The 21,730-nt window shown below is 68.6% G+C and carries 22 protein-coding genes; 16 read left to right on the top strand and 6 right to left on the bottom strand.

Going from position 1 to position 21,730, the window contains the following annotated elements:
• The first annotated feature begins 3 nt into the window (after positions 1 to 3).
• From EPO52_RS11650 to EPO52_RS11690, 9 genes are all read left to right on the top strand, one after another.
• Positions 4 to 369: a holo-ACP synthase gene (locus EPO52_RS11650; protein ID WP_290806507.1), complete on the top strand. Its 366-nt coding sequence runs from the start codon at positions 4 to 6 to the stop codon at positions 367 to 369.
• Positions 366 to 1,526, top strand: a complete 1,161-nt coding sequence (gene alr / locus EPO52_RS11655; protein WP_290806510.1) for an alanine racemase — start codon at positions 366 to 368, stop codon at positions 1,524 to 1,526. Before EPO52_RS11650 ends, alr (EPO52_RS11655) begins: the two co-directional genes overlap by 4 nt.
• A complete protein-coding gene (gene alr / locus EPO52_RS11660) occupies positions 1,523 to 2,665 on the top strand; it encodes an alanine racemase (protein ID WP_290806513.1) in 1,143 nt (380 codons plus the stop codon). Before alr (EPO52_RS11655) ends, alr (EPO52_RS11660) begins: the two co-directional genes overlap by 4 nt.
• The gene (gene tsaE, locus EPO52_RS11665) at positions 2,665 to 3,162 is read left to right on the top strand and encodes a tRNA (adenosine(37)-N6)-threonylcarbamoyltransferase complex ATPase subunit type 1 TsaE (protein WP_290806848.1); all 498 of its coding nucleotides are present in this window, start codon (positions 2,665 to 2,667) and stop codon (positions 3,160 to 3,162) included. The genes alr (EPO52_RS11660) and tsaE overlap by 1 nt, the downstream gene beginning before the upstream one ends.
• Before the next feature lie 34 nt (positions 3,163 to 3,196).
• Positions 3,197 to 3,808, top strand: coding sequence for a tRNA (adenosine(37)-N6)-threonylcarbamoyltransferase complex dimerization subunit type 1 TsaB (gene tsaB, locus EPO52_RS11670; RefSeq protein WP_290806516.1), 612 nt, complete (start codon positions 3,197 to 3,199; stop codon positions 3,806 to 3,808).
• A complete protein-coding gene (rimI, locus tag EPO52_RS11675) occupies positions 3,805 to 4,305 on the top strand; it encodes a ribosomal protein S18-alanine N-acetyltransferase (protein WP_290806518.1) in 501 nt (166 codons plus the stop codon). The genes tsaB and rimI overlap by 4 nt, the downstream gene beginning before the upstream one ends.
• On the top strand, positions 4,302 to 5,357 hold the full coding sequence (tsaD, locus tag EPO52_RS11680) for a tRNA (adenosine(37)-N6)-threonylcarbamoyltransferase complex transferase subunit TsaD (RefSeq protein ID WP_290806521.1): 1,056 nt from the start codon (positions 4,302 to 4,304) through the stop codon (positions 5,355 to 5,357). Before rimI ends, tsaD begins: the two co-directional genes overlap by 4 nt.
• A gap of 119 nt (positions 5,358 to 5,476) precedes the next feature.
• On the top strand, positions 5,477 to 5,758 hold the full coding sequence (locus tag EPO52_RS11685) for a DUF4190 domain-containing protein (RefSeq protein ID WP_290806524.1): 282 nt from the start codon (positions 5,477 to 5,479) through the stop codon (positions 5,756 to 5,758).
• Between the two features lie 103 nt (positions 5,759 to 5,861).
• Complete coding sequence (locus EPO52_RS11690; RefSeq protein WP_290806527.1) at positions 5,862 to 6,401, top strand: DUF4190 domain-containing protein; 540 nt, start codon at positions 5,862 to 5,864, stop codon at positions 6,399 to 6,401.
• Here the strand turns inward: EPO52_RS11690 and EPO52_RS11695 are convergent.
• A complete protein-coding gene (locus tag EPO52_RS11695; protein ID WP_290806530.1) occupies positions 6,398 to 7,582 on the bottom strand; it encodes a class I SAM-dependent methyltransferase in 1,185 nt (394 codons plus the stop codon). The two genes, EPO52_RS11690 and EPO52_RS11695, sit on opposite strands and share 4 nt — an antisense overlap.
• A 153-nt stretch (positions 7,583 to 7,735) precedes the next feature.
• On the opposite strand from EPO52_RS11695, the gene groES reads away from it, so the two are divergent.
• The 4 genes from groES (at position 7,736) to EPO52_RS11715 (ending at position 11,430) form a co-directional block, all read left to right on the top strand.
• Positions 7,736 to 8,032, top strand: a complete 297-nt coding sequence (gene groES, locus EPO52_RS11700; RefSeq protein WP_259525260.1) for a co-chaperone GroES — start codon at positions 7,736 to 7,738, stop codon at positions 8,030 to 8,032.
• A gap of 129 nt (positions 8,033 to 8,161) precedes the next feature.
• Positions 8,162 to 9,085 carry an EamA family transporter RarD gene (gene rarD, locus EPO52_RS11705; RefSeq protein WP_290806850.1) on the top strand — a complete coding sequence of 308 codons (924 nt, stop codon included), beginning with the start codon at positions 8,162 to 8,164 and terminating at the stop codon, positions 9,083 to 9,085.
• Positions 9,086 to 9,119: 34 nt separating this feature from the next.
• On the top strand, positions 9,120 to 9,908 hold the full coding sequence (locus EPO52_RS11710) for an ABC transporter substrate-binding protein (RefSeq protein ID WP_290806537.1): 789 nt from the start codon (positions 9,120 to 9,122) through the stop codon (positions 9,906 to 9,908).
• A gap of 163 nt (positions 9,909 to 10,071) precedes the next feature.
• A complete protein-coding gene (locus tag EPO52_RS11715; RefSeq protein ID WP_290806540.1) occupies positions 10,072 to 11,430 on the top strand; it encodes an ABC transporter substrate-binding protein in 1,359 nt (452 codons plus the stop codon).
• A gap of 209 nt (positions 11,431 to 11,639) precedes the next feature.
• Here the strand turns inward: EPO52_RS11715 and EPO52_RS11720 are convergent, their stop codons facing one another.
• From EPO52_RS11720 to EPO52_RS11735, 4 genes are read right to left on the bottom strand one after another with little or no spacing between them, the layout of a single operon-like run.
• Positions 11,640 to 12,479: an ABC transporter ATP-binding protein gene (locus tag EPO52_RS11720; protein ID WP_290806543.1), complete on the bottom strand. Its 840-nt coding sequence runs from the start codon at positions 12,477 to 12,479 to the stop codon at positions 11,640 to 11,642.
• 5 nt (positions 12,480 to 12,484) lie between these two features.
• Positions 12,485 to 13,471, bottom strand: coding sequence for an ABC transporter ATP-binding protein (locus EPO52_RS11725; protein ID WP_290806546.1), 987 nt, complete (start codon positions 13,469 to 13,471; stop codon positions 12,485 to 12,487).
• On the bottom strand, positions 13,464 to 14,441 hold the full coding sequence (locus EPO52_RS11730) for a branched-chain amino acid ABC transporter permease (protein WP_290806549.1): 978 nt from the start codon (positions 14,439 to 14,441) through the stop codon (positions 13,464 to 13,466). Before EPO52_RS11730 ends, EPO52_RS11725 begins: the two co-directional genes overlap by 8 nt.
• 14 nt (positions 14,442 to 14,455) lie before the next feature.
• Positions 14,456 to 15,745, bottom strand: coding sequence for a branched-chain amino acid ABC transporter permease (locus EPO52_RS11735; protein ID WP_290806552.1), 1,290 nt, complete (start codon positions 15,743 to 15,745; stop codon positions 14,456 to 14,458).
• A gap of 254 nt (positions 15,746 to 15,999) precedes the next feature.
• Between EPO52_RS11735 and guaB the strand changes: the two genes are divergently transcribed.
• From guaB to EPO52_RS11750, 3 genes are all read left to right on the top strand, one after another.
• The gene (gene guaB, locus EPO52_RS11740) at positions 16,000 to 17,502 is read left to right on the top strand and encodes an IMP dehydrogenase (protein ID WP_290806555.1); all 1,503 of its coding nucleotides are present in this window, start codon (positions 16,000 to 16,002) and stop codon (positions 17,500 to 17,502) included.
• Positions 17,503 to 17,645: 143 nt separating this feature from the next.
• Positions 17,646 to 18,764 carry a GuaB3 family IMP dehydrogenase-related protein gene (locus EPO52_RS11745; protein ID WP_290806558.1) on the top strand — a complete coding sequence of 373 codons (1,119 nt, stop codon included), beginning with the start codon at positions 17,646 to 17,648 and terminating at the stop codon, positions 18,762 to 18,764.
• 51 nt (positions 18,765 to 18,815) lie between these two features.
• Entirely contained in the window at positions 18,816 to 20,546 is a 1,731-nt protein-coding gene (locus tag EPO52_RS11750) for a glycerol-3-phosphate dehydrogenase/oxidase (protein WP_290806561.1), read from the top strand.
• An 88-nt stretch (positions 20,547 to 20,634) separates the two neighbouring features.
• On the opposite strand, the gene EPO52_RS11755 is transcribed toward EPO52_RS11750, so the two are convergent.
• Positions 20,635 to 21,651, bottom strand: coding sequence for an ABC transporter substrate-binding protein (locus EPO52_RS11755; protein WP_290806564.1), 1,017 nt, complete (start codon positions 21,649 to 21,651; stop codon positions 20,635 to 20,637).
• Positions 21,652 to 21,730: the final 79 nt, after the last annotated feature.

Here is a 21,730-nt window from a genome sequence, read left to right on the forward strand (position 1 = left end):
GCCGTGATCGTCGGAGTCGGAGTCGACCTCGTCGACGTCGCCCGCTTCGAGCGCGCCCTGGAGAAGACGCCCAAGCTGCGTGACCGGCTGTTCACCGAGGCCGAGCGGGTGCTGCCCGCGCGTTCGCTCGCGGCGCGGTTCGCCGCGAAGGAGGCGCTGATCAAGGCGGTGGGCCACTCCACCGAGTTCCGGTGGCACGACATGGCCGTGGTGTCGGATGCGGAGCGCAATCCCTCGTTCGCGCTCTCCGGCGGGGTCGCCGCCGCGGTGGCCGCGATCGGCGCGACCCACGTGCACCTCAGCATGACCCACGACGGCGGCAACGCCCTGGCGTTCGTGGTGGCCGAAGGCGGCGGGGTGCGATCATGAGCGGCCGGGCACCGGATGCGGCGGCGGGGCCGTCGGCAGTTCCCGCTGCGCCCCCGGCCCTGCGTCGTGCCATCGTCGACACCTCGGCGTTCACGGCGAACGCCGCGCACGTCGCCGCAGTGGTCGCGCCCGCGGCGGTGATGGCGGTCGTGAAGGCCGACGGCTACGGACACGGCGCGACCGAAGTCGCCCGAGCGGCGCTCGCCGGCGGAGCCACCTGGCTCGGCGTCGCCGATGTGGACGAGGCGCTCGCCCTCCGATCGGAGGGCATCGACGCCCCGGTGCTGGCCTGGTTGCACGGAGACGATCCCGACTTCACGACCGCCGTCGCGCACGACGTGACCCTCGGCATCAGCACCCGCACCCAGCTGGAGCGGGCAGCGGATGCCGGCTCGCCCGCGCATCCCGCCCGTGTGCACCTCAAGGTCGACACCGGACTCGGCCGCAACGGCATCCAGCGCTCCGACTGGGCGGCGGTGTTCGAGGCGGCACGGGAGGCGGAGGCATCCGGTCGCCTCGTGGTGGAGGGTCTCTTCAGCCATCTCTCGAACGCGGCCGACGACCACGACCTCGCGCAGCTCGCCGCCTTCGATGAGGCGGGTGCGCGGGCGGCAGCGGCCGGACTGCGTCCGACGATCCGGCATCTGGCCTCGACGGCCGGTGCCCTCCGACTGCCCGAGACGCGGCTCGACCTGGTGCGGCTCGGAATCGGCCTGTACGGCCTCTCGCCCTACGGCGGAGTGGGGTCGGCGGAGCTCGGGCTGACGCCCGCGATGCGCGTCGAAGCGCGGTTGATCGCGGTGAAGCGGGTGGCGGCCGGTGTCGGCGTCTCCTACGGGTACACCTATCGGGCCGCATCCGACACCACGCTCGGACTCGTGCCGCTCGGCTACGCCGACGGCATCCCGCGACACGTCTCGAACACCGGCAGTGTGTGGGTGAACGGTGCCATTCACCCGATCGTGGGACGGGTGGCCATGGATCAGTTCGTCGTCGACCTCGGCGAGAGCGTCGCGGCGGTGGGTGACCGCGTCGTGCTGTTCGGCGACCCCGCCGAGGGGTACCCGAGCGCCGACGACTGGGCCGAAGCGGCCTCCACCATCAACTACGAGATCGTGACGCGACTCGGCCGGCGCGTGAAGCGGGTGCACGGATGACTCAGCCGAACAACACAGGCGTGCCTCTGGCTGCTCCCCGCCGCGAAGCCGTGATCGACCTCGACGCGTTCCGTCACAACGTGCGCACCCTCTCGGAGCTGGCGAAGCCCGCCGAGACGATGCTCGCCGTGAAGGCCGACGCGTACGGACACGGCATGCTGCCGCTCGCGCGAGCCGCCCTCGAATCGGGAGCCACCTCGCTCGCGGTGCTCGACATCCCCGCGGCACTCGCGCTGCGCGAGGCGGGCATCACCGCCCCGATCTTCGCCTGGATGCACGATCCCGACGCCCTGTTCCGCGAGGCCGCCGATGCCGACATCGACCTCGGCATCTCGGCGGTGTGGCAGCTCGACGCCATCGCGGCATCGGGGGCCTCCCGAGCGCCGCGGGTGCACCTCAAGGTCGACACGGGGCTCAGCCGCAACGGCGCCACCGAGGCCGACTGGCCGCAGCTCGTGCAGAGTGCCATCGACTACGACGCACAGGGTGTGCTGACGCTGCACGCCGCCTGGTCGCACCTCGCCGATGCATCGCCGGAGGACGACGAGATCGCGCTCGCCCGCCTGCACAAAGCGGTGGCCGTGGCCGAAGGACTCGGTGCGCGCTTCGCGCTGCTGCACCTCGCGGCCTCGTCGGCCGGCATCCGGATGCCCGAGGCACGCCTCGGCCTCGTGCGTTTCGGCATCGCCGCCTACGGCATCTCGCCCTTCGACGACCGGTCGGCCCGCGATCTGGGCCTCCGGCCCGTGATGACGCTGCGCGCCCCCGTGGTCTCGGTGAAGCGCGTGCCCCACGATCACGGCATCTCGTACGGCTACACCTATCGCACCGATGGCGAGTCGACCCTCGCGCTCGTGCCGCTCGGCTACGCCGACGGCATCCCCCGGATCGCGTCGGGCACCGGCGAGGTGCAGCTGCGTGGGCGCCGCTATCCGATCGCCGGGCGCATCGCCATGGACCAGTTCGTTATCGACGTCGGCGACGACGCCGTGGAGGTGGGCGACGAGGTCGTGGTGTTCGGCACGGGAGACGAGGGCGAACCCACTGCCGAGGACTGGGCCGGCTACGCCGACACGATCGGCGACGAGATCGTGGCCCGGGTGGGAGCGCGTGTGACACGGGTGTACCGGGGCGAATGATGATCGAGGGGGACTTCGAGATCGCGGATCCCGAGGCGATGCATGCCTTCGGGATCGGCATCGCTTCGTCGTTGCGCGCCGGAGACGTCGTGCTGCTCTCCGGAGACCTGGGCGCGGGCAAGACCACGTTCACCCGGGGGTTGGGCGAGGGGCTCGGCATCCGCGGTCCTGTGACGAGCCCCACCTTCGTGCTCGCGCGTACGCATCCCTCGCTCGTGGGTGGGCCCGCGCTCGTGCACGTCGACGCCTACCGGCTGGGGAGCGCGCTCGAGCTCGACGATCTCGACATCGACTTCGCGCACTCGGTGGTGGTGGTGGAGTGGGGCGCCGGACTCATCGACGTGCTCACCGATTCGTATCTGGCGATCGACATCGACCGGCCGCACGGGGCCGGGGTGCCTGCCGAGGGGGAGATCGAGGCCGACGACGCCGAGGTCGAGGCGCCCATCGAGCCGCGTCGCGTGCGCGTGGAGGGCGTCGGCCCTCGCTGGCGCTGACCGGCACCCGTAGCGGCGGCATTAAGCTCGAAGGGTGTTTCTCGCCATCGACACCTCCGCCGGCACCTCGGTCGCCGTGACCGACGGCGACCGCGTTCTCGCCGAGCGTTCCACCGAAGACACCATGCGCCACGCCGAGGTGATCGGCGAGATGATCGAGGCGACGCTCGACGACGCTGCGGTGACCCCGAACAGCCTCGATGCCGTGGTTGCCGGCATGGGTCCCGGCCCCTTCACGGGCCTGCGTGTGGGCATCGCCGCCGCCCGCACGTTCGCCTGGGGAATCGCCCGCCCGCTCATCCCCGTGGTGAGTCACGACGCCGTGGCGCTCGAGCAGTGGTCGGCCGGCGTGCGTGGCGGGATCCTCGTGGTGACGGATGCGCGCCGACGTGAGGTCTATTGGTCGGCGTACGCGCTCGGCGACCTAGGGACGGAACGCACCGATGGTCCGGCGCTGTGCCGGCCCGACGAACTGCCCCACCCGGAGCTGCGGCGTGTGGATGCCACGCAGATCAGCGCCGGCCAGCTCGGGCGGATCGCCCGCATCCGTCGCGCGCAGGGGCTGCCCGACGAGTTCACCGAGCCGCTCTACCTGCGCTCGCCCGACGTCACGATGCCCGGCGCCCGGAAGCGGGTGTCGCGATGACCTGGCAGCTGCGGCGGGCCCAGCCCGGCGATCTCGACGCGATCATGGCCCTCGAGGAGTCGTCGTTCACCACCGACGCCTGGTCACGCGATTCCATGGAACGGGAGATCGGGCATCCCGAGTGCTACTACCTCGTGGGGGTCGACGCGGAGCATCCGGATGCGCTGCAGGGCTACGCGGGTCTGCTCTGCCCCCGCGGCGCGAGTGATGCCGACATCCAGACCATCGCCGTCTCCGAGGCCGCCCGCGGCCGGGGACTCGGTCGCCAGCTGATGACACGCTTGCTCGGCGAAGCCGCCACGCGCGGGGCGACGAGCATCTTCCTCGAGGTGCGCGCCGACAACCCCGTGGCCCATGGGCTCTACCTCTCGCTCGGCTTCGCGGACATCGCGGTGCGGCCCGCCTACTACCAGCCCGACGGAGTGGATGCGATCGTGATGAAGGCACCGTTGTCTCCGCACCGGGCCGCCCTCGCCACCGAGGAGGTGCCGCGATGACGGATGGCCCCGTCGTGCTCGGAATCGAGACGTCGTGCGACGAGACCGGCGTGGGGATCGTGCGCGGCTCGACCCTGCTCGCCAACGTGATCGCCTCGTCGATGGACGAGCACGCCCGCTACGGGGGCGTGGTGCCCGAGGTGGCGGCGCGCGCCCACCTGGAGGCCATGACACCGACGCTCGATGCGGCGCTCGCCGAAGCCGGGATCACCCTGGACGAGATCGACGCCGTCGCCGTCACGAGCGGTCCGGGGCTCGCCGGCGCGCTCATGGTCGGCGTGGGCGCGGCGAAGGCGCTGGCCGTCGCCACCGGCAAGCCGCTGTATGCCGTGAACCATCTGGTGGGACACGTGGGGGCGGACGTGCTCGCCGACGAGCCGCTCGAGTACCCCACGATCGCCCTGCTCGTCTCGGGCGGCCACACGTCGTTGCTGCTCGTGCGTGACCTCGTCGACGACGTCGAACTGCTCGGCGAGACGATCGACGACGCGGCGGGGGAGGCCTTCGACAAGGTGGCCCGGCTGCTGGGCCTGCCGTATCCGGGCGGTCCGCAGATCGATCGTGCCGCGGTCGGGGGCGACCCCGCCGCCATCCGGTTCCCGCGCGGGCTCATGGGCGCCAAGGATCTTGAGAGACACCGCTACGACTTCTCGTTCTCGGGTCTCAAGACCGCCGTGGCGCGCTGGGTGGAGAAGACGGATGACGCGGGCGAGGTGGTGCCGGTGGCGGATGTCGCGGCGAGCTTCCGTGAGGCCGTGGTCGACGTGCTGCTCACCAAGGCGTTCAGGGCCTGCGCCGACTACGGCATCCCGCGGCTGCTGCTCGGTGGCGGGGTGGTGGCGAACGCGCGGGTGCGCGAGGTCGCCGCGGAGCGGGCAGCGGCCGCGGGGGTCGCGTTGCGCATCCCTCCGCTCTCGCTGTGCACCGACAACGGCGCGATGATCGCGGCGCTCGGCGCGCAGTTGATCGAGGCCGGGTATGGGCCGTCGACCCTCGGATTCGGTGCGGATTCGACGCTTCCGGTCACCCAGATCCAGGTGGAGAGGCTCTAGGGGCCGCGTTCTTTCCCTATCTGGGGTGACGCTGTGCGTCACTCCGCATTGACACTTTCTCAGACACCCTGCCACGATAGGTGCCTGTCAGTATCACTCAGGACAATTGGAGCCCTCCCTTGACTCAGCCCACCCCCGGATACGCGGCAGTGCCCGCTGCACCGAAGACGAACGTTCTCGCGATCGTCTCGCTCGTGATCGCGATTCTGCAGTTCAACCTCATCGCCATCATCCTCGGCGCGATCGCGCTCAACCAGATCAAGAAGACCGGCGAGAACGGCCGCGGTCTTGCGATTGCAGGAATCGTCATCGGTGCGCTCTCGATCCTCTTCTGGGTCATCATCATCATCGTGATCGCCGTTGCTGCGGCGTCGAACCCGAACGTGGTCACCACGTACTGAGTTCCACCGGCGCAGGTGGTCTTCGGGCCGCCTGCGCCTACTCTGTTAACAGGTCAGGGCCACAACGGCCGATGGCGGCCGTCGACACAGAAGGGCGTTCCCCGTGAGCGACACCAACAATCCCACCCCTCCCGCGGGCGAGCCCGGCGTTCCGCCGGTGACCCCGCCGGCACCGCCGGCACCGCCGGCGCCCCCGGCGCCTCCGGCACCGAACTACACGGCGCCGCCGAGCTACCCGCAGCAGCCCCAGGCCCCCAGCTACCAGCAGCCTCCGGCGCCCGGGTACCAGCAGCCGCCGGCCCCCGCCCAGGGCTACCAGCAGGCTCCTCCGCCCGGGTACCAGCCCCCGCAGCAGCCGTATTACGGCGGCTACCCGCAGGCGCCGGCCGCGCCGCCCACGAACACCCTGGCGATCATCACGATCATCCTCGCCTTCGTGTTCAGCATCGCGGGCATCGTCACGGGCCACATCGCGCTGAAGCAGATCGACCGCACGGGCGAGTCGGGCCGTGGGCTCGCGAAGGCCGGCCTCATCCTGAGCTACGTGTTCACGGGCTTCGGGTTGCTCTTCGTGATCGGCTACATCGTCATCATCGGGCTTGCCATCGCAACGGCAGGAACAAGCGGGTACTACAACTACTAGACCCGCTGCACCAGGAGGGCCTCGTGCTCTCCGGCCACGCGGGTCATGATCAGCGTCGCCGACTCCGGCCCCTTGAGGGCCAGGCGGCGGCGGAGGAGCGCGGGATCGACATCGATCCCGCGCTTCTTGATCTCCAGGGTGCCGATGCCTCGCTCGCGCAACGCCTTCTTGAGGTTCCCCTCTCCGGCCGGTAGCCGTTCGCGTACGCGGAACGCCGAGGCGAACGGGGTCTGCACGAGCGTGTCCCCGGTGAGATACGCGATGCCGGGCGAGAGCATCCCGGCGCCGATCGAGCCCGCGAGGTCGCCGATCAGCCGGGCCCGGATGACCGCCCCATCCGGTTCGTAGACGTACTCGCCGAGCTCTCTCGGCTCCGCGTCGGTACTGTCTTCGGCGGCGGTGAGTTCGTGGGCCGCATCCGCTCTGATCACGAGGGCGGAGCGACGGATGCCGGGCCGGGCGAGAGAGGTGAACCAGAGACCCATCTCCACCACCTGCCCATCGACCGAGACCCATTGTGCCTCGGCGTGCGCCGGGATCAGCTGCCGGTCGAAGCCCGGACCCAGCTTGATGCCCGTGGGCATCCGCTCGGCGAGGTCGAACGCGAAGTCGACCGAGGGTGAGTAGTCGGCGGCTCGTGTGATGCGGGTCGTGTTCTCGGTGCCCCCTGTGCGGCGGGCAGGGTCGAGGTAGACGGCGTCGATGCCCGTGAGGTCGGCCTGCTCGGCGTCGCCCAGCACCACCTCGGCGTCGGGGAAGGTGGCCAGGTTGTAACTGGCGACGGCGGCCGTGACCTCGTCGCGCTCGACCGCCCGCACCGCGAGGTCGAGGGCGGAGAGCGCGAGCGCGTCGGCTCCGATGCCGCAGCCGAGGTCGGCGACCCGGGTGGCGCCCGCCTCGCGGAAGCGGCCGGCGTGCAGGGCGGCGACCTTCAGGCGGGTGGCCTGCTCCAGCCCTGCGGGGGTGTAGAGAAGACGATCGGCGAACGGACCGAACTTCTGCGCGGCCTTTTCGCGCAGCCGCGCCTGGGTGAGTACGGCAGCCACGAGATCGGCGGGATGGCCCGCTTTGCGCAGGGCGCTCACCTGGCCGGCGGCGCCACCCGCGGAGTAGGGCGGGAGGGAGTCGAGAAGGCGCAGACCCTCGGCGGTGAGCAGGAGCGAGAGCTCGCGGGAGTCCATCCGGCAACGCTACCAAGGGGGCGACGGATCGAGGCGTCATACTCTGGCACTCACATTGCGCGAGTGCCAGCGAAGCCTCTAAACTCGACTTAGCACTCTCGGAGTGAGTGTGCTAACCCAGACGTTTTGTAACTGAGAAAGAAGAGGTCAACCGTGTCGGTCTCCATCAAGCCGCTCGAGGATCGCATCGTCATCAAGCAGGTCGAAGCCGAGCAGACCACTGCTTCCGGCCTCGTCATCCCTGACACCGCCAAGGAGAAGCCCCAGGAGGGCGAGGTCGTGGCCGTGGGCCCCGGTCGTATCGACGACAACGGAAACCGCGTGCCGCTCGACGTCGCCGTCGGCGACAAGGTCATCTACTCCAAGTACGGCGGAACCGAGGTGAAGTACGGCGGAGAAGACCTCCTCGTGCTCTCGGCCCGCGACGTGCTCGCGGTCGTCGTTCGCTGACGACACGATCGTTCTGAGAACCCGGGTGGCTTCGGCCGCCCGGGTTCTCTGCGTTTCGGGGAGTCGGCCTGCCGGCCGAGCCCGGAGTAGAGTGACGCGGTGACCCCGCCCCGCCCTGATCAGCCGTCGATCGCGGGCACGGACCAGCAGAAGTTCCGCTCCGGCCTGCTCGCCGCGGTGGGCGCCTATGTTCTCTGGGGGCTCCTTCCCCTCTACTTCCTGGCCCTGGTGCCGGCCGGGGCGTTCGAGATCGTCGCCTGGCGCATCCTGTTCTCCCTCGTGTTCTGTGCGGTGCTCATCACGGCGACCCGCAGTTGGGGCAGATTCCTCGCCATCGCGAGGCAGCCGAGGCTGGTGCTGCTCATGGGCCTCGCCGGGGCGTTGATCTACGTGAACTGGCAGACCTACATCCTCGGCACGCTGTCCGGCCAGGTGGTCGAGACATCGCTCGGCTACTTCATCAACCCGATCGTGACGGTGCTGCTCGGGGTGGTCGTGCTGCGCGAGCGGTTGCGCGTGCTCCAGTGGGTGGCCATCGGCGTGAGCGCCGCCGCCGTCGTGGTGCTCACGGTCGGTTACGGTGCCGTTCCGTGGATCTCCCTCATCCTCGCCGCGTCGTTCGGCCTCTACGGCCTCGTCAAGAAATACGTGGGGCCGAGTATCGACGCCGTGAGCGGACTGAGCCTCGAGACGGCTTGGCTGACGCCGGTGGCGGTCGTGCAGCTCATGGTGGTTTCGCAGCTCAGCGGACTCACCTTCGGTGATGGCGCGCTGCACACGACTCTGCTGGTGCTGACCGGGGTGGCAACAGCCATCCCTCTGCTGTTGTTCGCCTCCGCCACGCGGCGCCTGCCTCTGGTGTACGTGGGGTTCATCCAGTTCATCGCGCCCATCCTCCAGTTCGCGATCGGGGTGTTCGTGCTGCACGAGCCCATGCCGCCCGAGCGCTGGTTCGGGTTCGGAATCGTCTGGCTGGCCGTGGCGATCCTGATCGCCGACATGGCGCGAGCCGGCCGCGGCGCGCGCTCCGAACCACTCGGCCCCGTATCGTGAGCACGTGGCGGCAGGGCGATACAGTAATGCGAGCATGAGTGACGACACCCGCATCCGGTCCGGCGCACGGGCGGCCATCGTCGCGTCGATCGTGGCCGGCGGCGCACTCGCCCTCACCGGATGCTTCGGCTCACCGGAGTCCTCGGGCACACCGTCGCCCACACCCATCCCCACGATGGCGCAGCCCATGCCGAGCGGTGACGGCACTCTGGTGATCGGCGCCGTTGTGCCGCTCACGGGAGCGGACGCCGGTTTCGGCGCCGCCTCGCTGGCGGGCGTGGAGCTCGCCGTGCGCGACATCGACGAGGCGGGCGGCGTCGGGGGCGTGCCGGTGATCGTGCTGCACGCCGATGCCGCGACCGGTGCCGCAGCGGTCACGGGTCTCGACAGCCGGGGCATCGACGCGATCGTCGGCCCGAATGCAGTCGCACTGATCCCGGCGACGGATGACGCGGCGACCGCTGCGGGCGTGCCGGGTCTCAGCGCATCCGGCGACGCACTCACCGCCGACGAGGCCTTCCTCACCCGGTTGCGGTCGGCCGACCCCACGCTGAGCGAGACCCGTTACGGGGCCGAGAGCTACGACGCCACGGTGATCGTGGCGCTGGCGGCCTCGCTCGCCGGAGACGACGGCCGTGCGTCCATCGCCCGGTTCCTCCCGGCCATCACCTCGGGCGACATCGAGTGCTCGAGCTACGGGGCGTGCCTCGAGGTGCTCAACTCGCGCGCCGACATCCGGTACACCGGTGTCACCGGGCAGCTCGGGGTGTCGGGCTCAGAACCTGCGCCGGGGGTGCTCGCTCTCATCGGCCTCGCGCTCTGACCCGACGGGCGATGCCCTCAGGTCACCGCAAGGTAACGATTCGGCCGTGTTACACGGCTGTAACACCAGCGTATTGTTCCGGCGGCAATTGCCGCCTACTTTGAATGAACGGCCGATTCTTCGAGTCTGCCGAGAAACTGCACACATTCACATAAGGAGCACCATGAGCGTATTTGCGAAGGCCAAGGCCTCGCGCTCGAAGCCCCTCTCGATCGTTGCGGGTGTTGCCGCGTTCAGTGCCGGCGCTCTGCTGCTGGCTTCCTGCGCGTCGACCCCGTCGACCGATGGCGGAGAGACGACCGCGGCGGCAGCAGTCTGCGGCACCGATGCGGCGACGACGGCCCCGGCCATCACGCCCGTCACCCCGGAGGCGGCGCAGTCGCGCGCCACGTCGCTGAAGATCGGCTCGATCCTGCCGACCACCGGTAGCCTCGCCTTCCTCGGCCCGCCCGAGATCGCGGGTGTCGACCTGGCTGTGGCCGAGATCAACGCGTCGGCCCCGGGTGTGCTCGGCGGCAACGTCGAGGTCATCCACCGTGACTCCGGTGACACCACGACCGACATCGCGACCCAGTCGGCGACCGACCTGCTCTCGCAGGGCGTCTCCGGCATCGTCGGTGCGGCCTCGTCGGGTGTCTCGTTCACCTTCATCGACCAGGTCACGGGCGCTCAGGTCGTTCAGATCTCGCCGGCGAACACCTCGCCCGACTTCTCGACCTACGCCGACGGCGGATACTACTTCCGTACCGCTCCCTCCGACGTGCTGCAGGGCCGCGTGCTCGGCAACCTGATGGTGGGCGATGGCAACACGAACATCGGCATCATCTACCTGAACGACGCGTACGGCTCGGGTCTTGCCGAGAACGTCACCAAGTCGGTCGAGGCCGCTGGTGGCACCGTCGTCGCCTCCGAGGCGTTCAACGAGGGTGACAGCCAGTTCTCGTCGCAGATCGACGCCGTCGTGGCCGAGGCTCCCGACGCCATCGCCGTGATCGCGTTCGACCAGACGAAGGTCATCATCCCCGAGCTCGTGGGCACCAAGGGCTTCCCCGGTGACAAGGTCTACTTCGTCGACGGCAACCTGTCGAACTACGGTGACGCGTTCGACAAGGGAACCCTGAACTGCGCCAAGGGTACGCTCCCCGGCGTTCTCGCGGATGACTCGTTCAAGGCCAAGCTGCTCGGTGTCGACCCGACGCTGACCGACTTCAGCTACGGTGCCGAGTCGTACGACGCGGTCAACCTGATGGCCCTCGCGGCCGTTGCGGGTGGCGGCACGACCGGTCCGATCATCCAGGCCAACATGAAGGCGGTCTCCGAGGGCGGCACGAAGTGCACCTCCTTCGCGGAGTGCGCCGACCTGCTGGCTGCGGGTACCGACATCGACTACGACGGCGTCTCCGGACCCATCACGTTCGATGACAACGGTGACCCCACCGAGGCCTACATCGGCATCTACCAGTACGGCCAGGACAACAACTACGCGCCGCTGAACGTCGAGTTCGGTTCGCTCGCAGGCTAGTCCTCCGCACAGCCTGAAGGCCCGGCCCCCTCACGGGGTGCCGGGCCTTCTCGCATTCCCGGCCGTTCGCGGGCGGGCCGCTGCTGGGCCCCTGCGCGACTGCGCTGTGGAGCACCGGGGACGATCCCGGGCGCCTGCTGAAACGACGGATGCCGGGCCCCGCCTCGACGGCGGTGCCCGGCATCCGGTGCGTGTGGTGCGGGAGTGGGTCAGTGGCCCTGGTCGGCCGCCAGGGTGCCCAGGTAGAGCTCGATGACCTTCGGGTCTTTCATGAGCTCGCGGCCGGTGCCCGTGTAGGCGTCCTTGCCCTGATCGAGCACGTAGGCGCGGTCGCAGATCTGCAGGCAACGACGGGCGTTCTGCTCCACCATGATCACGGAGACGCCTGCGCGGTTGATCTGGTGCACGCGCATGAACGTCTCGTCCTGGCGCACGGGGGAGAGGCCTGCCGAGGGCTCGTCGAGCAGCAGCACCGAGGGCTCCATCATGAGCGCGCGGCCCATGGCCACCATCTGCCGCTCGCCGCCCGAGAGCGAGCCTGCGCGCTGCTTGCGGCGCTTGCCCAGCTCGGGGAAGAGCGTGGTGACGAAGTCGAAGCGCTCGGCGAAGATCGAGGGCTTCTGGAAGAGGCCCATCTCGAGGTTCTCCTCGATCGTGAGGCTCGGGAACACGTTGTTGTTCTGGGGAACCATGCCGACACCCTTGGTGACGAGCTTGTTGGCCCGCAGCCCCGTGATGTCCTCGCCCTTCAGGATGACGCGGCCGCTGCGGATCTTGATCTGCCCGAAGATGGCCTTCAGCACCGTGGACTTGCCGGCGCCGTTCGGGCCGATGATGCCGATGAGCTCACCGGGGTAGGCCTCGATCGTGCAGCCGTTCAGGATGTTGACACCGGGCAGGTACCCGCCGACCAGGTTCTCGGTCTTGAGCACGGCGTCGCCGCGGTCGGTCGGTGCCAGGGTGTGCGGCGCAGCGGTGTGCGGCTTCCCGCCTTCCTCGGCGAGCAGGTTGGTTTCGGCGTTGACCTCGTTGGGATCGATGTCGCTCATGCGCTCTACTTCTCCTCGTCGTCGGCGTCGGTGGCCGCCGGGGTCGTGCTGACGCCGTAGCCGGCCGTCTCGGCCTCCGGGTGCGCCTCGTGCGCCTTGCGCTCGGCCTCGATCACCGGGTTCGGGCCGTCTTCCATCAGGTCTCCGAGGTCGGTGTCGTGGTGGGCGCCCAGGTAGGCGTCGATCACGGCCGGGTCTTTCATGACGTTCTCGGGCGGGCCCTCGGCCACCACGCGGCCCTCGGCCATCACCACAACCCAGTCCGAGATGTGCATGACCATGTGCATGTCGTGCTCGACGAAGAGCACCGAGGTGCCGTCTTCTTTCAGGTTCTTGATGTGGCCGAGCAGCGACTGGGTGAGCGCCGGGTTCACACCGGCCATCGGCTCGTCGAGCATGATCAGCTCGGGCTTCGACATCAGCGCGCGGGCCATCTCGAGCAGCTTGCGCTGGCCGCCGGAGAGGGAGGCCGCGTAGTCTTCGCGCTTCGCGTCGAGCTTGAAGCGGGCCAGGAGGTCGTCGGCACGCGCCGTGTTCTCCTCTTCCTGTGCGCGCCAGAGCGGCTTGATGAGCGAGGTGAAGAGCCCCTCGCCCTTCTGGCCGGTGGCACCCAGCAGCATGTTCTGCAGTACCGACAGGCGGCCGAGCGACTTGGTGAGCTGGAAGGTGCGCACCATGCCGGCGCGAGCCACCTTGAAGGCGGGCACGCCGGCGAGTGACTTGCCGTTGAATTCCCACGTGCCGGTGTTCGGCTTGTCGAAACCGGTGAGCAGGTTGAACATGGTGGTCTTGCCGGCACCGTTCGGGCCGATCAGAGCCGTGATCTTGCCGCGGGGGATCTCTAGGTGGGCCACGTCGACCGCCTTGAGCCCGCCGAACTGACGGGTGACGCTGTCGGCGATCACGATGGGATCGGTCTTCGCGCATCCGGGACCGACCTCGCCCTTCACGAGCGGATGGGTCTGCGGGGCAGCAGTTTCGATGTTAGACACTGAAGGACAGCTCCTTCTTGTTTCCGAAAATACCTTGCGGTCTGAATATGACGAGGAGCATCAGGGCCACACCCACGAGGATGAAGCGGATCTGCCCGGCCTGGGTGGTGGAGAGGAACCCGAGGGCCCCCGACTCGATGGCACCGTAGAGGATGCCCTGGGTGAGCGAGAGCACGACCCAGAAGATCATGGAGCCGATGATGGGTCCGAAGATGGTGGCCGCGCCACCCAGCAGCATGATCGTCCAGATGAAGAAGGTGAGGCCGGTAGTGTAGTTCGCCGGCTGCACCGCGCGGGGCAGGATGAAGATGATACCGGCGATCGAGCCGAGACCACCGCCGATCACGAGGGCCTGCATCTTGTAGCTGTACACGTTCTTGCCGAGCGAGCGCACGGCATCCTCGTCTTCACGGATGCCCTTGACCACGCGGCCCCACGGGCTGCGCATGAGCAGCCACACGAGCACGCTGGCGAGGACCACGAGGGTCCAGCCCACGATCCGCACCCACCAGTCGTACTCGTTGTAGGTGAACGGACCGAAGCCGTAGGTGCCCGCCGGGATCGGGTTGATCGCCGCGAAGGTGCCCTTGAACCCGGAGAGGCCGTTGGCGGCACCGGTGAAGTCGGTGAGGCCCGTCGTGGTGACGATGAACCTCACGACCTCGGCCGAGGCGATGGTGACGATCGCGAGGTAGTCGGCCCTGAGCCTCAGCGTGGGGATACCCAGGATGAAGGCGAAGATGACCGAGCAGGCGATGGCACACAGCACCGCTACGATGATGGGCGCGCCCGCCAGCGTCGGGATGGCGAAGGCGTAGGCACCGATCAGGAGGAAGGCCGCCTGACCGAAGTTCAGCAGGCCCGTGTAGCCGAAGTGCACGCCGAGGCCGATGGCCGCGAGGGCGTAGGCCGCCGTGGTCGGTGAGATGATCTCGCCGACGGCGTTTCCGAAGATGTTTCCCCAGTCCATGAGTCTCTCCTCCCTTAACCGATTCGTTCTTTACGGCCCAGGATGCCCTGCGGGCGAACCAGGAGGACCACGATGAGCACGACGAGAGCCGCCGCGTATTTGAGGTCCGGTGGAATGAAGAGCGTCGAGAGCTCCACGAACAGACCGACGACGATGGAGCCGACGAGTGCGCCGTAGGCCGACCCGAGACCACCGAGCGTGACGGCGGCGAACATCAGCAGCAGCACCTGGAAGCCCATGTCCCACGACACCTGGCGGTACAGGGCCAGCATCACGCCGGCGAGGGCGGCGAGCGAACCGGAGAGCACCCACACGATGCGGATGATGCGGTCGACGTCGATTCCGGATGCGGCGGCGAGCGACGGGTTGTCGGAGACCGCCCGGGTCGCCTTGCCGATGCGGGTGCGGGTGAGGAAGAGGCCGACGAGCACGAGCACCACGATCGAGAGCGCCATGCTGAAGATGGAACCCGTGGTGATGCGCACGGGGCCGAGGACGACGGTGTCGGAGAGGCCGACGTTCATGTTCTTCGTCTCGCCGCCGATGAAGAAGAGGTAGAGGTAGCGGAGTGCGATGGCCAGACCGATCGACACGATCATGGCCTGCACGAGCTTCACCCCCTTTCGCCTCAAGGGTTTCCAGAGCAACCAGTCGTTGAGGTAGCCGAACACGCCACCGAGCACGACGGCGATCACCATGGCCAGGAAGATGTTGAGGCCCGCGATCACGGCGACGAGCCAGGCGACGATGGCGCCGAAGGTCACCATCTCGCCATGGGCGAAGTTGTTGAGGCCCGTAGTGCCGAAGATGAGCGTGATACCGATGGCCGCCAGGGCGATCAGCAGGCCGAAGTTGAGGCCGGCCACGAGGCGCTGCAGGAACTGCTCGAAGAATCCCGTGGTCTGGCGGGTGTCTTCGCCGAGCGGGAAGGAGCGGGTGAGGGTGTTCGTCTGCCACTCGTCGGCGGAGACGCTGGCCTCGGACTTGTCGGGGTCGCGCAGAGCGACGCCGTCGGGCAGGCTCTCGGGGTCGAGGGTAACCGTGTAGTCGCCCTTCTCCGGCACGACGACCGACCAGCGGCCCGTGTCGTCGGTGGTGGCGACCTCGGAGAAGCCGCCCGCGCCCGCGACCGTGATCTCGGCGCCCTCCACCAGGGTGTCGCCGTCACGCAGGATGCCCCCGATCGAGAGCGTGTTGGTGAAGTCGCTCGTGGGGGTGGGCGTAGGGACGGGCGTCGTGGATGCCGACGCCGACAGAGCTCCTGAGCCCAGCACGACGCCCAGGCACAGTGCGAGCACTGCCATCAGCATCGTGATGAGACGGACTCCGCGTCCGATTCGGATTCCTGCGATCAAAAGACAGCACCTCCTGTGGGAGAACACCGGGTGCGGTGGTGTCTCCGTGTCCATGGTCGTAGCGACTTTGCTAGACCATACCCGCGAATTGTGTCCACGGTGTTTCAAGTGGCCACCTAATTCTGCGTCGGTCATTTCTACACGGAATAGTGCTCAGTTCCTAACGGTTACCATTGATCAGGACTTGGGTAAGAGGGAGTGTGATGGACCAGGCGGATCCGTTCGGCTTTGTTGGATTGACTTACGACGACGTGATGCTCCTGCCGGGGCACACCGACGTCATCCCGAGTGAGGCCGACACCACCTCGCGTCTCACGAAGCGCATCCAGGTGGCCACTCCGCTGCTCTCCGCGGCGATGGACACGGTCACCGAATCGCGCATGGCCGTGGCCATGGCGAGACAGGGCGGCCTGGGCGTGCTGCACCGCAACCTCTCCATCATCGATCAGGCCGAGCAGGTCGATCGCGTGAAGCGCAGCGAATCGGGCATGGTCACCGATCCCGTCACCACCACCCCCGACGCCACCGTGGCCGAGGTCGACGCGCTCTGCGGCGTGTATCGCGTCTCGGGTCTGCCCGTGGTCGACGGCAGCGGCGTGCTCGTCGGCATCATCACCAATCGCGACATGCGCTTCGTCTCGCAGTTCGAGAAGAGCACCACCCTCGTGCGCGACGTCATGACGAAGATGCCGCTCATCACGGCCCGCGTGGGTGTCGACCCGGATGACGCGGTCGCCATCTTCGCCCAGCACAAGATCGAGAAGCTGCCGATCGTCGACGACGCCGGCCGCCTCTCGGGTCTCATCACGGTCAAAGACTTCGACAAGAGCGAGAAGTACCCGAACGCCACGAAGGATGCTGCCGGCCGGCTCCGCGTCGGTGCGGCCATCGGATTCTTCGGCGATGCCTGGCAGCGCGCCACCAACCTCCTCGACGCGGGCGTCGACGTGATCGTGGTCGACACCGCCAACGGCGACAGCGCCGGTGTGCTCGACATCATCCGCCGGCTCAAGAGCGACCCGGCCTTCGCCGAGGTCGACGTCATCGGCGGCAACGTGGCCACGCGCTCCGGCGCGCAGGCACTTGTCGACGCGGGTGCCGATGCCATCAAGGTGGGCGTGGGCCCCGGCTCGATCTGCACCACGCGTGTGGTGGCGGGCGTGGGCGTGCCCCAGGTCACGGCCGTCTACGAGGCATCGCTCGCGGCCCGCGAATCCGGTGTGCCCGTCATCGCCGATGGCGGCCTGCAGTACTCGGGCGACATCGCCAAGGCCCTCGTGGCCGGCGCCGACACCGTGATGCTCGGCTCCCTGCTCGCCGGCTGCGACGAGAGCCCCGGCGACCTCGTGTTCATCAACGGCAAGCAGTTCAAGAACTATCGCGGCATGGGCTCGCTGGGCGCACTGCAGACCCGTGGCGAGAAGACCTCGTACTCCAAAGACCGCTACTTCCAGTCGGATGTGCCGTCAGACGACAAGCTCATCGCCGAAGGCATCGAGGGCCAGGTGCCCTATCGCGGCCCACTCGGAAACGTCGCCTACCAGCTGGCCGGCGGCCTGCGTCAGTCGATGTTCTACGTGGGCGCGCGCACCATCCCCGAGCTCAAGGCGAAGGGGCGCTTCGTGCGCATCACCGCGGCGGGGCTCAAGGAGTCGCACCCGCACGATGTGCAGATGGTGGTTGAGGCGCCTAACTATCGCCGCTGACGCTCGCTGGGTGGGGATTCGACTCCCCGCCTAGGGGTTGAGCGGAGCTCAAAGGCGGCGGGGAGTCGAATCCCCACCCAGCGAGCTGCGTTGATCGTTCGGCTTGAGGGGCGGGTGGGGCGCCTCCGATAGGATGAGGCGTGATGGAAATTGAAATCGGCCGTGCCAAGCGGGGTCGCCGCGTCTACTCCTTCGACGACATCGCGATCGTGCCCTCGCGCCGAACCCGCGACCCCGAAGACGTGTCGGTCGGCTGGAACATCGACGCCTACCACTTCGACATCCCGGTGCTCGCCGCCCCCATGGATTCGGTCGTCTCGCCGCGCACCGCGATCATGATCGGCCAGCTCGGCGGCCTCGGCGTGCTCGACCTCGAAGGCCTCTGGACGCGCTACGACGACCCCGAGCCCCTGCTCGACGAGATCCGCAACCTGCCCGAAGGTCGATCGACCGAGCGGATGCAGCAGATCTACTCCGAGCCGATCAAGCCCGAACTGGTCACCGCCCGTCTGGCCGAGGTGCGGGCATCCGGAGTCACCGTGGCCGGCGCCCTCTCGCCGCAGCGCACCCAGGAGCTCTACGAGACCGTGGTCGCCGCCGGCGTCGACCTGTTCGTCATCCGTGGCACCACCGTCTCGGCCGAGCACGTGTCGAAGACCGTCGAACCCCTCAACCTCAAGAAGTTCATCTACGAGCTCGACGTGCCCGTGATCGTGGGAGGCGCGGCCACCTACACCGCCGCCCTGCACCTCATGCGCACCGGCGCGGCCGGTGTGCTCGTGGGCTTCGGCGGAGGTGCGGCCTCCACCACGCGCGCCACCCTCGGCATCCACGCTCCCATGGCCACCGCCGTGGCCGACGTGGCCGGCGCCCGCCGCGACTACATGGACGAGTCGGGCGGCCGCTACGTGCACGTCATCGCCGACGGGGGCCTCGGCACCTCGGGCGACATCGTGAAGGCCATCTCCGTCGGCGCCGACGCCGTCATGCTGGGCAGCGCCCTCGCGCGTGCGAGCGACGCCCCCGGCGGCGGCTGGCACTGGGGGCCCGAATCGCACCACTCACAGCTGCCCCGGGGCAATCGCGTGCACGTGGGCTCGGTCGCGCCGCTCGAGCAGATCCTCTACGGCCCCTCGCCGGTGGCGGATGGTACGGCCAACCTCGTCGGCGCGCTCCGGCGCTCGATGGCCACCACCGGATACTCCGACCTCAAGGAATTCCAGCGGGTCGAAGTGGTTGTCGCTCCCTACCGGGTTGACTAGCGTGGGAATCGGACGCAGGTAGCTTCCCGCCCTGCGACGAAGGAGAGTCCCATGGCCACGACGAAGTCGGTTTCCCACTCCACCAAGCTCGGCCCTGAGGAACGAGCCGCGGCCATCGAGACGCTCAAGAGCAAAGAGCTCGACATCCTTGTGGTGGGCGGCGGTATCGTCGGCACCGGCAGCGCTCTCGATGCCGTGACCCGCGGCCTGCGCGTGGGCATGGTCGAGGCGCGTGACTGGGCGTCGGGAACGTCGAGCCGGTCGTCGAAACTCGTGCACGGCGGCATCCGGTATCTCGAACAGCTCGACTTCCGCCTGGTGCGTGAGGCTCTGATCGAGCGCGGACTCCTGCTGCAGCGCATCGCGCCCCACCTCGTGAAGCCGGTGCGGTTTCTCTACCCCTTGAACAAGCGGTTCATCGAGCGCGCCTACATCGGGGCCGGGATGATGCTCTACGACATCTTCTCCTACACCGGCGGCCGCCCGCCCGGGGTTCCGCACCACCGGCACCTCTCGAAGCGTCAAGTGCAGGCTCTGATGCCGAGCCTCGCGAAGGATGCGTTCGTGGGTGGCATGACCTACTACGACGCCCAGGTCGACGACGCCCGCTACGTGGCCAGCCTCGCCCGCACCGCCGCCTCCTACGGCGCGCACGTCGCGAGCCGGGTGAAGGTGGAGGGCTTCCTCAAGGTGGGCGAACGCGTCGTCGGCGTGAAGGCGCACGATCTCGAGTCGGGCGAGCACTTCGAGATCCGTGCCAAGCAGGTGGTGAACGCCACCGGAGTGTGGACCGACGACACCCAGGCCATGGTGGGCGAGCGCGGTCAGTTCAAGGTGCGCGCCTCGAAGGGCATCCACCTCGTGGTGCCGCGCGACCGTTTCCAGGGCAAGTCGGGGCTGCTGCTGCGGACCGAGAAGAGCGTGCTCTTCGTCATCCCGTGGGGGAGGCACTGGCTGATCGGCACCACCGACACCGACTGGAACCTCGACAAGGCGCATCCCGCCGCCACGGCCGCCGACATCGACTACGTGCTCGAGCACGTGAACAAGGTGCTCGCCGTGCCGCTCACCCGCGAAGACGTCGAGGGTGTCTACGCAGGCCTGCGACCGTTGCTCGCCGGCGAGAGCGACCAGACCTCGAAGCTCTCGCGCGAGCACCTCGTGGCGCACTCGGTGCCCGGGCTCGTGGTGATCGCGGGCGGAAAGTGGACCACGTACCGCATCATGGCGAAGGATGCGATCGATGCCGCCGTGTCCGCACTCGACGGCAAGATCTCGCCCTCCGTCACGCAGGACATCGCCCTGCTCGGCGCCGAGGGGTACCAGGCGGCGTGGAACAAGCGGCACAAGATCGCACGCAAGTTCGACGTGCATCCGGTGCGCATCGAGCACTTGCTGAACCGCTACGGCACGCTGACCGACGAACTGCTCGACCTCATCCTCGACGACCCGACACTCGCCGAGCCGCTGCCCGGTGCCGACGACTACATCGGCGCCGAGGTGGTGTACGCGGCCTCGCACGAGAGCGCACTGCACCTCGACGACGTGCTCGCGCGCCGCACCCGAATCTCGATCGAGGCCTGGGACCGCGGTGTCTCGGCCGCTCCGGTGGCCGCGAGGCTCATGGGCGGGGTGCTCGGCTGGAGCGACGACGAAGTCGAGCGCGAGGTGGCCTTCTACCTCGAGCGCGTCGCGGCGGAGCGTGCGAGCCAGGAGCAGCCCGATGACGAGTCGGCCGAGCGCATCCGCCTCGAGGCCCCCGACATCGTGCCCACCACGTAACCCTCCTCGCGAAACGCCAAAATCCGGTCTGAAACTGAGGTTTTAGACCGGATTTTGGCGACTCGCGAGGAGGAAGTGGGGGTGGGGGTTACTTGGTGACCTTTGCGGCTGCGGTGGCCAGCTGGGGGACCAGCTGGTCGAGCACGACCGGGATGCTCAGCACCGAGGCGGCGCTGTAGGCGCCCGTGAGCTCGTCGGACGGGTCGAGCGCGACCGCCCGGCCGTCTTTCACCACGGAGAGGGTCTGCAGCAGGGGGTCGGCGAGGATCTCCTCGGCGGTGAAGCCGATCGGCAGCATCACGGTGACGTCGGCATCGAACACGGAGACCTGCTCGGCCGAGACGTTGGCGTAGAAGCCGGCAGGCTCGAGGTCGAGAACAGCCGGGTTCTGCACGAAGCCGAGGTCGGCGAGGATGTCGAAGCGGCCGTCTCCGGCGAGGTAGGCGCCGTAGGCGTCACCGAACTTGGTGGCGGCGACGGTGGTGAGGCCGGCGAACTCGGGGTTCGCGGCAGCGGCATCCGCGATGGAGGCCTTCGTCTCATCTTCGAGGGTGGCGGCCTCATCCGACTTGCCGAGGGCGGCACCCACCTGCTCGAGCTGCACGTCCCACGCGGTCGCGAACGCGGCGGTGCCGGTGGGGGCGTAGACCGTGGGGGCGATCTCGGAGAGGCGGTCGAAGACCTTCTCGTCATCGGCGGCCCGGGTGTTCAGGATGAGGTCGGGGCTGAGTGCCTGGATCTGCTCGAAGTTGAGCGAGTCGCCCGAGTTCGAGATGATCTCGGGGGTCACGTCGCCGAAGAGGTCGGTGGCCCAGGGCCCCACGCCCTTGTTCTCGTCGCCGAAGCCCTGCCAGTCGTAGACGGCCACGGGCACCACGCCGAGGGCGAGAGCCATCTCGGCGTCGCTCCAGCCGAGGGCCACGACCTTCAGGTCGTCGGAGGCTGCGGGAACGGTCACGTCGCCGTACATCGTGCTGACCACACCGGAGTCGCTCGCGGCCGATGTCTCCGAGGTGGCGGCGCCCGAGCCGGCACAGGCGGTGAGGGCCAGAGCGGATGCCGCGGCGACGGCCACGAGGGCGAGGGGACGGGGGAACACGCGCATAAAGGAGGGCCTTCGTTCGGGATGGGTTCGTGACACCGAGGTGTCTGTTAGGTAAGCCTAACCAATCCAGATAACGAGG

Source organism: Herbiconiux sp., from assembly GCF_004297105.1.
Classification (GTDB): domain Bacteria; phylum Actinomycetota; class Actinomycetes; order Actinomycetales; family Microbacteriaceae; genus Herbiconiux.